The following is a 12,190-nucleotide window of genomic DNA, read 5'->3' as shown; positions in this document are numbered from 1 at the left end:
GCGGTGTGCGGGCCCGCGGGGTGGGTCGCGTCCTCGTGCGGACGGCCGAATGTGCGGACGGCCGAAACCCTAGACCGTGGCCGGACCTCCGGGAACAGTCGGGGTGCTCCCGAGACCAAGACGTCACGGTCTTGTGAGGATTGAGCGTGACGCCTGGTTCGCACCGGACGCCCCCCCCCCGGGGGGAACAGGGTTCAGACCCGGGGCAGCGATTCCAGGGCGAGGCCGCCCTCGATGGCGAGGATGCGGTGCAGCCGGGTGGCGACGAGGAGGCGCTGCATCTGGGGCGGCACCCCGCGCAGGACCAGGCGTCGGCCGCAGCGGCCAGCCCGCCGGTGGGCGCCCATGATGACGCCGAGACCGGTGGCGTCCCAGGAGTCGAGCCCTGTCAGGTCGAGCACCAGGTCGCCGACTCCGTCGTCGACGGCCGAGTGCAGGACCGTACGGGCGTCCGCCGCGCTGCGGACGTCGAGGCGGCCCCCGACGACCAGCTCGACGTGGTCGCCCCTGATGTGCATATGCGCTCCCCGAGAGTGCTCCGTCTTGCAACAACTGACTGCCGCACCGGCAGAAGTGTTGCGCCTTGTCAGCGATCCAGTACCGAAATTCACCCCGTGGAGTGAGGGCGGGGTGGGCGGGCCGGGGCCGGTACTCGTTCCGTGGGCCCGTGTGTCCGTACGGGCGGGGCCCCGACAGCCCCGGTCCGCTCAGTACGTGTAGTAGCCCTGCCCGCTCTTGCGCCCGATGTCACCCGCGTCCACCATCCGGCGCATCACCTCCGGCGGGGCGAACTTCTCGTCCTGGGACTCGGTGTAGATGTTGTTGGCCGCGTTCACCAGGATGTCGATGCCGGTGAGGTCGGCGGTGGCGAGCGGGCCCATGGCGTGGCCGAAGCCGAGCTTGCAGGCGATGTCGATGTCCTCGGCGGTGGCGACGCCCGACTCCTGGAGCTTGGCGGCCTCGACGACGAGGGCGGCGATCAGCCGGGTGGTGACGAAACCGGCGACGTCGCGGTTGACGACGATGCAGGTCTTGCCGACGGACTCGGCGAACTCGCGGGCGGCGGCGAGGGTGGCGTCGCTGGTCTTGTAGCCGCGGACGAGCTCGCAGAGCTGCATCATCGGGACCGGGGAGAAGAAGTGGGTGCCGACGACGGCCTCGGGGCGCGCGGTCACCGCGGCGATCTTGGTGATCGGGATCGCGGAGGTGTTGGAGGCGAGGACGGCGCCGTCCTTGGCGACCTTGTCGAGCGAGCGGAAGATCTCGTGCTTGACGTCGAGGTTCTCGAAGACGGCCTCGACGATGACGTCGGCGTCCGCGACGGCTTCGAGGTCGGTGGTGGCGGTGATCCGGCCGAGGGCGGCGTCCGCGTCGGCGGCGTCGAGCTTCCCCTTGGCGACGAAGCGGTCGTACGACGCCTTGATGCCGTCGGTGCCGCGGGTCAGGGCGGCGTCGGTGACGTCACGCAGGACGACGTCCCAGCCCGCCTGTGCCGAGACCTGTGCGATGCCGGATCCCATGAGTCCGGCCCCGATGACGGCGAGCTTCCTGGCCACGATGTTCCACCCCTCCACGCCTGTTCACTTCTGGCTCTCCGGCGGAGATTAGCGGTCCGGGGCCGCCATGTGACCGCTAAGTAATGCGCGTCACGCCCTCTTTGACGGACGTCACACTCGCGACAGGCGGCACGGGAGGGAGCGGGGGCGGCGCGCGCGTGACGGTCGGCACACGCCCGTTCCGGAGCGGGGGCGGCTGGCTACGCTGGCGCCATGGTCAATCTGACGCGCATCTACACCCGTACCGGCGACAAGGGCACCACGGCGCTCGGCGACATGAGCCGCACCGCCAAGACGGATCTGAGGATCTCGGCCTACGCCGACGCCAACGAGGCGAACGCCGTGATCGGTACGGCGATCGCCCTCGGGAAGCTCGACGAGGAGGTCGTGAAGGTCCTCGTCCGCGTCCAGAACGACCTCTTCGACGTCGGCGCGGACCTCTCCACCCCCGTCGTGGAGAACCCGCAGTACCCGCCGCTGCGGGTGGAGCAGTCCTACGTGGACAAGCTGGAGGCCGACTGCGACCGCTTCCTGGAGGAGCTGGAGAAGCTGCGCTCCTTCATCCTGCCGGGCGGCACGCCCGGGGCGGCGCTGCTGCACCAGGCGTGCACGGTGGTCCGGCGGGCGGAGCGCTCCACCTGGGCGGCCCTGGAGGTGCACGGCGAGACGATGAACCCGCTGACCGCCACGTACCTCAACCGCCTATCGGACCTGCTCTTCATCCTCGCGCGGACGGCCAACAAGGAGGTCGGGGACGTCCTCTGGGTCCCGGGCGGGGACCGCTGAGGCCTTCCCGGGCGCCTTCTCCCGGGTCTTCCCGGGGTCGTGCTCCGGGGCCTCCTTCGGCGCTTTCTTCGGCCAGATCGCGTAGCTGAGCGCGATCAGGCCGTGGATGCCGGCCGCCCGCCAGGCGACGAAGATCCAGCTGCGCAGGCTCTCGGTGTTCCCGTCGTCGCCGACGTACCAGGCCGCCAGGAGCAGCAGGCCCGAGGCGACGGCGGCGGCGGTCACCGAGCCGAGCCAGACCGTGCCCTCGTGGCGGGCGCGGGCCATGCCGTACCGCGGGGGCTTGACCGGCGGCGGGGCGCCGCCGAAGCGGTGGGCGGCGTGGCCGTCGAGCCACTTCACGGTGCGGTGGCCGTGGCCGACGGTGTAGCCGATGTAGAGCGCGGCGAGGCCGTGCCGCCAGCTGGGGTCGGCGCCGTTCTTGAGGTCGATCGCGGTGACGACGAGGAGCAGGACCTCCAGGAGCGGTTCGCACAGCAGCAGGGCCAGGCCCGTCCGGGGCATCTTCAGCAGGTAGCGGGTGGCGAGGCCGGCGGCCAGCAGGACCCAGAAGCCGACCTCGCAGACGACGATCAGCGTGACGATCACGAGGGTTCCCCTTTCGGTTCCCCCTCAGCGTCCCGTGGGGCCGGGCGCGGTTCGTCGTCGCCGATGACGAATCCCGTCTACATCGTTCGACGGAGGGACGGATCGGCCCGGACGAGGAGGTCGGGGCGGGGACGGGCGTGTTGGATGAGTACGTGACGCTCCCCCGCCCGGTGACGCTCCCCCGCCCGCACCGCACCGACCTGCTCATCGCCCTCGCCGGGCTCGCGGGTGGTCTGGTCCTCTGGTCGTTCGGCCTGTACCTGACGCGCGACCACGTCTTCGGGCAGCGGTGGGCGACGCTGGTCCCGCTGTTCGTACTGGCGGGGGCGGAGGCCCTGCGCCGCACGGCCCCGCGGACCGCGCTGGTCGCCGCCGCCCTGGCGATCGCCGGGGACCAGCTCACCAGCGGCAACCTCGCCACCCTGCTGATGTTCACGGACGTCGTCTACGCGTCGGTGGTGTACGGCACTCCTGCCTCGGCCCGCCGCATCCCGTACACCACCGCCCTGGTCACCGTGGCGCTCACGGTGGTGCTGCTCGTCTGGTGGGAGAACGCGGCCGCGCTCGTGATCGGCGCGCTCGTCGGCACGATCTCCTTCCTGCCGGCGGTCACGGGCTCGATCGTGCGCAACCACCGGGAGGCGGCGGAGGCGGCCCGGCTGCGGGCGGAGCAGACGGCGCTGCTCGCCGAGATGGACCGGACGCAGGCGGTGGTGGCGGAGCGGGCCCGGATGGCACGGGAGCTGCACGACATGGTCGCCAACCACCTGTCCGCGATCGCGATCCACTCCACGGCCGCGCTCTCGCTCGACGACCCGGGCACGACCCGGCAGGCGCTGACGGTCATCCGGGAGAACAGCGTGGCGGGGCTCGCCGAGATGCGCCGGCTCATCGGGCTGCTGCGGGAGAGCGGCGCGGACGCGGAGCCGGCGGCCGCACCGACGCTCGCCGGCCTGGACGCCCTGGTCGACCAGGCGCGGACGAACGCCCGGCCGAGCGGTCTCGTCCTCGTCCTGGAGGACAACCGGGAGAGTGCGGCGGGGCTGCCCGCGCCGGTGGAGCTGGCCGCGTACCGGATCGTGCAGGAGTCGCTGACCAACGCGCTCAAGCACGCGGCGCCCGGCGAGGTCCGGGTGGTCCTCGCCCGGGAGCCGGACGCCCTCGCGGTCGAGGTGACCAGTCCGTACGGGGAGCGCCCGGGGCCGACCGCGCCCGGCTCGGGGGCGGGGCTGGTGGGGATGCGGGAGCGGACGGCCCTGCTCGGCGGGGCCTTCGAGGCGGGTGCGGTGACGGACGGCGGGGGACGGAGACTGTGGCGGGTGCGGGCGGAGCTGCCCGTGGACGCGAGCGACGAGGAGCGGACATGACGGTGCGGGTGGCGGTCGCCGGGGAGCGGGCATGACGGTGCGGGTGGTGGTCGCCGAGGACCAGAGCGCGGTACGGGCGGGCCTGGTCCTGATCCTGGGCAGCGCGCCGGACATCGAGGTGGTCGGGGAGGCGGCCGACGGGGAGCGGGCGGTGGAGCTGGCCCGCGAGCTGCGGCCGGACCTGGTCCTGATGGACGTGCAGATGCCCCGGATGGACGGGGTGACGGCGACCGGGATCGTGGTCGCGGAGGGCCTCGCGGACGTGCTCGTCCTGACCACCTTCGACCTGGACGCGTACGTCTTCGGGGCGCTGCGGGCGGGCGCCGCGGGCTTCCTCCTGAAGAACGCGGACGCCCGGGAGCTGATCGAGGCGGTGCGGACGGTGGCGCGCGGCGAAGGGCTGATCGCCCCGGCGGTGACGCGGCGGCTCATCGCGGAGTTCGCCGCGTCCGGCCGGCCGTCGGCGGCGGAGCGGGGGACGGACCCCGCCGTCCTGGACGCGCTGACGCCCCGGGAGCGGCAGGTCCTCTCGGCGCTCGGCCGGGGCCTGTCGAACGCGGAGATCGCGGTACGGCTCGACATGGCGGAGGCGACGGTGAAGACGCACGTCAGCAAGGTGCTGGGGAAGCTCGGCCTGCGGAGCCGGGTCCAAGCGGCTGTGCTGGCCCAGGAGTTGGGGGCGTAGGAGGGCACGCTTGCGTTGGTCTGGACCTCTTGACGATTGGTCCAGACCTTCCTACGCTCGCGGGGCGCGCGCATCTCCACGGACCACCCCCACCCCGTCCGCAACTTGAGGAGCACCGTTGAGCACTCAAGCACCGCGCAGAGCAGGGTTCAGACACCGGGCCGCTGCCGGTCTGACCGCCCTCGTCCTGCCGCTGGCCGCCATGGTCGGCCTCGCCACCCCCGCCGAAGCGGCCACCTCGGCCACGGCCACCTACACCAAGACCCAGGACTGGGGCTCCGGCTTCGGAGCCAACTGGACCATCAAGAACACCGGCACCACCACCCTGACCTCCTGGACCGTCGAGTGGGACTACCCCGCCGGCACCTCGGTCACCTCCGCGTGGGACGCCACCGTCACCAACTCCGCGAACCACTGGACCGCCAAGAACGTCGGCTGGAACGGCACCCTCGCCCCCGGCGCGTCCATCTCCTTCGGGTTCAACGGCAGCGGCAGCGGCGCGCCCACCGGCTGCAAGATCAACGGCGCTCCGTGCGACGGCTCCACCGTGCCCGGCGACAACCCGCCCTCCGCCCCCGGCACCCCGGTCGCCTCGAACGTCACCGACACCTCGGTGAAGCTCACCTGGACCGCGGCCACCGACGACAAGGGCGTCAAGAACTACGACGTGCTGCGCGACGGCACGAAGGTCACCACGACCACGGGCCTCACCTACACCGACACGGGCCTGACCGCCGGCACCGACTACAGCTACACCGTGGTCGCCCGCGACACCATCGACCAGACCGGCCCCACCGCCGGCCCGGTCCCGGTCCGCACCACCGGCGGCCCGGACATCCCGCCGCCGCCGAACGCGGTCAAGCTGGGCTACTTCACCAACTGGGGCGTCTACGGGCGCAACTACCACGTGAAGAACATCGTGACCTCGGGCTCCGCGTCCAAGATCACCCACATCAACTACGCCTTCGGCAACGTCCAGGGCGGCAAGTGCACCATCGGCGACTCCTACGCCGACTACGACAAGGCCTACACCGCCGACCAGTCGGTCGACGGCGTCGCCGACACCTGGGACCAGCCGCTGCGCGGCAACTTCAACCAGCTGCGCAAGCTGAAGAAGGCGTACCCGCACATCAAGGTCCTCTGGTCCTTCGGCGGCTGGACCTGGTCCGGCGGCTTCGGCCAGGCCGTGCAGAACCCGACCGCCTTCGCCCAGTCCTGCTACGACCTGGTCGAGGACCCGCGCTGGGCCGACGTCTTCGACGGCATCGACCTGGACTGGGAGTACCCCAACGCCTGCGGTCTGACCTGCGACACCAGCGGTCCGGCCTCCTTCAAGAACATGATGCAGGCCATGCGCGCCAAGTTCGGCGCCAACAACCTGGTGACCGCGGCCGTCACGGCCGACGCCTCCGCCGGCGGCAAGATCGACGCCGCCGACTACGCCGGTGCCGCGCCGTACTACGACTGGCTCAACGTCATGACGTACGACTTCTTCGGCGCCTGGGCGGCCAAGGGCCCGACGGCCCCGCACTCCCCGCTCACCTCGTACGCCGGCATCCCGCAGGCGGGCTTCAACTCCGCCGAGGCGATCGCCAAGTTCAAGGCGAAGGGCGTCCCCGCCAACAAGCTGCTGCTCGGCATCGGCTTCTACGGACGCGGCTGGACCGGCGTCACCCAGTCCGCCCCCGGCGGCACGGCGACGGGCGCGGCGCCCGGCACGTACGAGGCGGGCATCGAGGACTACAAGGTCCTCAAGAACACCTGCCCCGCCACCGGCACCATCGCCGGCACGGCCTACGCCCACTGCGGCACCAACTGGTGGAGCTACGACACCCCGGCCACGGTCACGTCCAAGATGGGCTGGGCCAAGTCCCAGGGCCTGGGCGGTGCCTTCTTCTGGGAGTTCAGCGGTGACACCACCAACGGCGAGCTGGTCGGCGCGATCAACAGCGGCCTGAGCTAGCCCGTACGGGAGCGAGAACGAAGAAGCGGGGGACGGCGCAGCACGCCGTCCCCCGCTTCCGTCGTCTTCCGTCGTCGTGCAGAACTACGCGACGTTGACCCTCTGCCCCGGAGGCGCCGCCTCCAGCCAGGCCATGAAACCCGTCCGGGCGTCCTCGCTCATCGCGAGCTCCAGGCGGACGCCCTCGTACATACAGGGCTGGATCACCGCGTCCGAGAGCAGCGCGAGCTCCTCCTCGCCCTCCGGCATCCGGCGCTCCAGGGCCACGATGGAGGAGCGCTCCAGGACCCGGCGCGGGCGGGGCGCGTACGAGAAGACGCGGAACCAGGCGATCTCGTCACCGCTGTAGCGGGCGACGCCGTACACCCAGCCCTTGCCGGCCGGGTCCGGCTCGTCGGGGACGTTCCAGCGCAGCGAGCAGTCGAACGTCCCGCCGGCCTTCTGGATCAGTCTCCGGCGCAAACCGAAGACGAAGAGCCCGATCACCACCAGTGCGACGACCAGGCCGCACACGAGCAGAGCGAGGAACATCTTCACCGACCTCCTCGCTGCGTCCCGTGACCGGACCAGCCGGCCGAACCGAATACAACCTGCACCTGCATCGCCTCAGCCGCGGCACGGTCTGGAAAATTCCAGCCGTGCCGCGGCTGAGGGCACTACTCTGCGCGGACCGTCAGCGGACCGCTACCGCGCGCAGCCGGACCTCGGCGCGCCGCTCGGCGGCGGCGTCGGAGTCCGTCTTGGCGCGCTCCAGCGCGCGCTCGGCGCGCTGGGCGTCGATCTCGTCCGCCAGCTCGCAGACCTCCGCGAGCAGGGACAGCTTGTCGTCCGCGAACGAGATGAATCCGCCGTGGACGGCGGCGACGACGGTCCCGCCCTCGCTCGTACGGATGGTCACCGGGCCCGACTCCAGCACACCGAGCAGCGGCTGGTGGCCGGGCATGACGCCGATGTCGCCGGAGGTGGTACGCGCGATGACCAGGGTGGCCTCGCCGGACCAGACACTCCGGTCCGCGGCGACCAGCTCGACGTGCAGCTCAGCGGCCAAGGGTGGCTCCTCGGGTCACCACCCGGCGGTCGTGCCGGGTGTTGGGGTCAATTCTAGGGGGCGTGGAGAGGGGGGCGGGACGAGTCCCGCCCCCCTCAAGGCGAGCACGGGGCTCAGGAGACGCCGAGCTCCTTGGCGTTCTTCTTGAGGTCCTCGAGACCACCACACATGAAGAAGGCCTGCTCCGGGAAGTGGTCGAACTCACCGTCGCAGATCGCGTTGAACGCGGCGATCGACTCGTCGAGCGGAACGTCCGAACCGTCCACACCGGTGAACTGCTTGGCGGCGTGGGTGTTCTGCGACAGGAAGCGCTCGACGCGGCGGGCACGGTGGACGACGAGCTTGTCCTCCTCGCCCAGTTCGTCGATGCCGAGGATCGCGATGATGTCCTGGAGGTCCTTGTACTTCTGCAGGATCCCCTTGACGCGCGTGGCGGCGTCGTAGTGGTCCTGCGCGATGTAGCGCGGGTCCAGGATCCGGGACGTGGAGTCCAGCGGGTCCACGGCCGGGTAGATGCCCTTCTCGGAGATCGGACGGGAGAGAACCGTCGTCGCGTCGAGGTGGGCGAAGGTGGTCGCCGGCGCCGGGTCGGTGAGGTCGTCGGCGGGGACGTAGATCGCCTGCATCGAGGTGATCGAGTGACCACGGGTCGAGGTGATGCGCTCCTGGAGGAGACCCATCTCGTCGGCCAGGTTCGGCTGGTAGCCCACCGCGGAGGGCATGCGGCCGAGCAGGGTCGAGACCTCGGAACCGGCCTGGGTGAAGCGGAAGATGTTGTCGATGAAGAACAGCACGTCCTGCTTCTGCACATCGCGGAAGTACTCCGCCATGGTCAGACCGGCGAGGGCGACGCGCAGACGGGTGCCCGGGGGCTCGTCCATCTGGCCGAAGACCAGGGCGGTCTTGTCCAGAACGCCGGACTCCTCCATCTCCGCGATGAGGTCGTTGCCCTCACGGGTGCGCTCGCCGACACCGGCGAACACGGAGACACCGTCGTGCAGCTTCGCCACACGCATGATCATTTCCTGGATCAGAACGGTCTTGCCGACACCGGCACCACCGAACAGACCGATCTTTCCACCCTTGACGTACGGGGTGAGGAGGTCGACGACCTTGAGGCCGGTCTCGAACATCTCGGTCTTCGACTCGAGCTGGTCGAACGCCGGGGCCTTGCGGTGGATGGACCAGCGCTCGCCGACCTCCGACTCCGCCTCGGGCTCGTTCAGGATCTGACCCAGCGTGTTGAACACGCGGCCCTTGGTGACGTCGCCGACGGGCACGGTGATGCCGTCGCCGGTGTCCACCACGGGGGCCTGGCGGACCAGGCCGTCGGTGGGCTGCATGGAGATGGCGCGGACGATGCCGTCGCCGAGGTGCTGCGCGACCTCGAGGGTCAGCGTCTTCTTCGCGCCCTCCTCGGCCGGGTCGGCGACCTCGACGTGCAGGGCGTTGTAGATCTCCGGCATCGCGTCGACGGGGAACTCCACGTCGACGACCGGGCCGATGACCCGGGCGACGCGGCCCGTGGCGGCGGCCGTCTCAACAGTGGTCGTCATTACTTGTCACTCCCCGCGGTCGCGTCGGCCAGGGCTGCGGTGCCACCGACGATCTCGCTGATTTCCTGGGTGATTTCGGCCTGGCGGGCCGCGTTGGCAAGTCGGGAGAGGTTGTTGATCAAGTCTCCCGCGTTGTCGGTGGCCGACTTCATCGCGCGGCGCGTGGCGGCGTGCTTGGAGGCAGCCGACTGGAGCAGCGCGTTGTAGATCCGGCTCTCGACGTAGCGCGGCAGCAGGGCGTCGAGGACGTCCTCCGCCGACGGCTCGAAGTCGTACAGCGGACGGAGGGTGTCCGGCTCGCCGGCCTCCTTCGCCACCTCGTCGAGGCTGAGGGGCAGCAGCCGGGCCTCGACGGCCGTCTGGGTCATCATCGAGACGAACTCGGTGTAGACGATGTGGAGCTCGTCCACACCACCGTCGGCCGTGTCCTTCTCGATCGCCTCGATCAGCGGTGCCGCGATCTTCTTGGCGTCCGCGTACGTGGGCTCGTCCGTGAAGCCGGTCCACGTGTCGCTCAGCTTCCGCTCACGGAAGTTGAAGTGCGCGACGCCGCGGCGACCGACGACGTAGACGTCGACCGTGCGGCCCTTGGCCCCCAGCTCCTCGATGAGCTTCTCCGCCGCCTTGATGGCGTTGGAGTTGAAGGCGCCGGCCAGGCCGCGGTCGCTCGACAGGAGCAGGACCGCGGCACGGCTCGGGTTCTCCGCCTCGGTGGTCAGCGGGTGCTTGTCGTTCGCACCCGTGGCCACCGCCGTGACCGCGCGGGTGAGCTCGGTCGCGTACGGGGTCGACGCCTGCACCTTGCGCTGCGCCTTGACGACACGCGAGGCGGCGATCATCTCCATCGCCTTGGTGATCTTCTTCGTCGCGGTGACGGATTTGATGCGACGCTTGTAGACCCGGAGCTGCGCTCCCATGAGTCAGGTCCCTTCCGTCGTCACTTCGAGACGTTGACGGCGGCAGGGGCGTCCGCGCCGAGCAGCTTGCCGTCGGACGTCTCGAACTGCTGCTTGAACTCCGCGATGGCGTCGGCGACGGCCGTGAGGGTGTCGTCCGACATCTTCTTGCCCTCGCGGATGGAGGTCATGAGACCGGAGTGGTTCTGGCGCAGGTACGCCAGGAGCTCGGCCTCGAAGCGGCGGATGTCGGCGACCGGGACGTCGTCCATCTTGCCGGTGGTGCCGGCCCAGACCGAGACGACCTGGTTCTCCGTGGGCATCGGCTGGTACTGAGCCTGCTTGAGCAGCTCGACCATCCGCTGACCGCGCTCCAGCTGCGCCTTCGAGGCCGCGTCCAGGTCGGAACCGAAGGCCGCGAAGGCCTCCAGCTCACGGAACTGGGCGAGGTCCACGCGGAGGCGACCGGCGATCTGCTTCATGGCCGGGTGCTGGGCGGAGCCACCGACTCGGGAGACCGAGATACCGACGTTCAGGGCCGGGCGCTGGCCGGCGTTGAACAGGTCGGACTCCAGGAAGCACTGGCCGTCGGTGATGGAGATGACGTTGGTCGGGATGAACGCCGAGACGTCGTTCGCCTTGGTCTCGACGATCGGCAGACCGGTCATCGAGCCGGCACCCAGCTCGTCCGAGAGCTTCGCGCAGCGCTCGAGGAGACGCGAGTGCAGGTAGAAGACGTCACCCGGGTAGGCCTCACGGCCCGGCGGGCGGCGCAGCAGCAGCGACACGGCGCGGTAGGCGTCGGCCTGCTTCGACAGGTCGTCGAAGACGATCAGGACGTGCTTGCCCTGGTACATCCAGTGCTGGCCGATGGCCGAGCCGGTGTACGGCGCCAGGTACTTGAAGCCGGCCGGGTCGGACGCCGGGGCGGCGACGATCGTCGTGTACTCGAGCGCACCGGCCTCTTCCAGGGCGCCGCGCACGGACGCGATGGTCGAGCCCTTCTGGCCGACGGCGACGTAGATGCAGCGGACCTGCTTGTTCACGTCGCCCGAGCGCCAGTTGTCGCGCTGGTTGATGATCGTGTCGACGCACAGCGCGGTCTTGCCGGTCTGACGGTCGCCGATGACCAGCTGACGCTGGCCGCGGCCGACCGGCGTCATGGCGTCGACGGCCTTGTAGCCGGTCTCCATCGGCTCGTGCACCGACTTACGGGCCATGACGCCCGGGGCCTGCAGCTCGAGGGCGCGGCGGCCCTCGGTCGCGATCTCGCCGAGACCGTCGATCGGGTTGCCGAGCGGGTCGACAACGCGGCCGAGGTATCCCTCGCCGACACCGACGGAGAGGACCTCGCCGGTGCGCTGCACCGACTGCCCCTCCTCGATGCCGCTGAACTCGCCGAGGACGATCGCACCGATCTCGCGCTCTTCGAGGTTCAGCGCGAGACCGAGGGTGCCGTCCTCGAACTTCAGCAGCTCGTTCGCCATGGCCGAGGGAAGACCCTCGACCTTCGCGATGCCGTCGCCGGCCAGGCTGACCGTGCCGACCTCCTCGCGCGAGGCCGCGTCCGGCTGGTACGACTGGACAAAGGTCTCCAGTGCGTCCCGGATCTCCTCCGGCCGGATCGTGAGCTCCGCCATCTGGGTTCCCTGCTCTCCTTGTTGGGCCCGAAGTTTCTTAAGGGGTCTGGGGGCCGACCCCCAGGAATCTTCTGCAATCTCTGCACGGCCCAACCGGGCCGCTGG

At 70.4% G+C, this 12,190-nt stretch carries 12 protein-coding genes; 4 read left to right on the top strand and 8 right to left on the bottom strand.

Annotated features, from left to right (window positions below; all coding sequences use genetic code 11):
* Positions 1-194 precede the first annotated feature (194 nt).
* On the bottom strand, positions 195-518 hold the full coding sequence (locus tag CP977_RS23760; RefSeq protein ID WP_030210572.1) for an STAS domain-containing protein: 324 nt from the start codon (positions 516-518) through the stop codon (positions 195-197).
* Between the two features lie 189 nt (positions 519-707).
* Positions 708-1,556, bottom strand: a complete 849-nt coding sequence (locus CP977_RS23755) for a 3-hydroxyacyl-CoA dehydrogenase family protein (protein ID WP_109185631.1) — start codon at positions 1,554-1,556, stop codon at positions 708-710.
* 213 nt (positions 1,557-1,769) lie between these two features.
* Here CP977_RS23755 and CP977_RS23750 point away from each other — a divergent pair, with 213 nt between their 5' ends.
* Positions 1,770-2,342, top strand: a complete 573-nt coding sequence (locus tag CP977_RS23750; protein WP_062752178.1) for a cob(I)yrinic acid a,c-diamide adenosyltransferase — start codon at positions 1,770-1,772, stop codon at positions 2,340-2,342.
* On the opposite strand, the gene CP977_RS23745 is transcribed toward CP977_RS23750, so the two are convergent.
* Entirely contained in the window at positions 2,259-2,930 is a 672-nt protein-coding gene (locus tag CP977_RS23745; protein WP_062752179.1) for a hypothetical protein, read from the bottom strand. The two genes, CP977_RS23750 and CP977_RS23745, sit on opposite strands and share 84 nt — an antisense overlap.
* Before the next feature lie 152 nt (positions 2,931-3,082).
* Between CP977_RS23745 and CP977_RS23740 the strand changes: the two genes are divergently transcribed.
* The 3 genes from CP977_RS23740 to CP977_RS23730 all read left to right on the top strand — a co-directional run bounded on the left by CP977_RS23740 (position 3,083) and on the right by CP977_RS23730 (position 6,945).
* Positions 3,083-4,297 carry a sensor histidine kinase gene (locus CP977_RS23740; RefSeq protein WP_229991382.1) on the top strand — a complete coding sequence of 405 codons (1,215 nt, stop codon included), beginning with the start codon at positions 3,083-3,085 and terminating at the stop codon, positions 4,295-4,297.
* Positions 4,298-4,328: 31 nt separating this feature from the next.
* A complete protein-coding gene (locus tag CP977_RS23735) occupies positions 4,329-4,982 on the top strand; it encodes a response regulator (protein ID WP_062752180.1) in 654 nt (217 codons plus the stop codon).
* 118 nt (positions 4,983-5,100) lie between these two features.
* Positions 5,101-6,945, top strand: a complete 1,845-nt coding sequence (locus CP977_RS23730) for a glycoside hydrolase family 18 chitinase (protein WP_229991383.1) — start codon at positions 5,101-5,103, stop codon at positions 6,943-6,945.
* A gap of 84 nt (positions 6,946-7,029) precedes the next feature.
* Here CP977_RS23730 and CP977_RS23725 read toward each other — a convergent pair whose 3' ends face one another.
* The 5 genes from CP977_RS23725 to atpA form a co-directional block, all read right to left on the bottom strand.
* On the bottom strand, positions 7,030-7,476 hold the full coding sequence (locus tag CP977_RS23725; RefSeq protein ID WP_062756864.1) for a DUF2550 domain-containing protein: 447 nt from the start codon (positions 7,474-7,476) through the stop codon (positions 7,030-7,032).
* Between the two features lie 142 nt (positions 7,477-7,618).
* A complete protein-coding gene (locus CP977_RS23720) occupies positions 7,619-7,993 on the bottom strand; it encodes a F0F1 ATP synthase subunit epsilon (RefSeq protein WP_062752182.1) in 375 nt (124 codons plus the stop codon).
* Positions 7,994-8,106: 113 nt separating this feature from the next.
* Positions 8,107-9,549, bottom strand: a complete 1,443-nt coding sequence (gene atpD / locus CP977_RS23715; protein WP_062752183.1) for a F0F1 ATP synthase subunit beta — start codon at positions 9,547-9,549, stop codon at positions 8,107-8,109.
* The gene (locus tag CP977_RS23710; RefSeq protein WP_062752184.1) at positions 9,549-10,466 is read right to left on the bottom strand and encodes a F0F1 ATP synthase subunit gamma; all 918 of its coding nucleotides are present in this window, start codon (positions 10,464-10,466) and stop codon (positions 9,549-9,551) included. Before CP977_RS23710 ends, atpD begins: the two co-directional genes overlap by 1 nt.
* A 20-nt stretch (positions 10,467-10,486) precedes the next feature.
* Positions 10,487-12,085, bottom strand: coding sequence for a F0F1 ATP synthase subunit alpha (gene atpA, locus CP977_RS23705; RefSeq protein ID WP_062752185.1), 1,599 nt, complete (start codon positions 12,083-12,085; stop codon positions 10,487-10,489).
* Positions 12,086-12,190 lie beyond the last annotated feature (105 nt).

Origin of the sequence: Streptomyces cinereoruber, assembly GCF_009299385.1 — a bacterium.
In the GTDB taxonomy this organism is placed as follows: Bacteria; Actinomycetota; Actinomycetes; order Streptomycetales; family Streptomycetaceae; genus Streptomyces; species Streptomyces bikiniensis.
The sequence above is the reverse complement of the archived record's forward strand: the minus strand, read 5'-3'. Positions and strand labels throughout refer to the sequence as shown.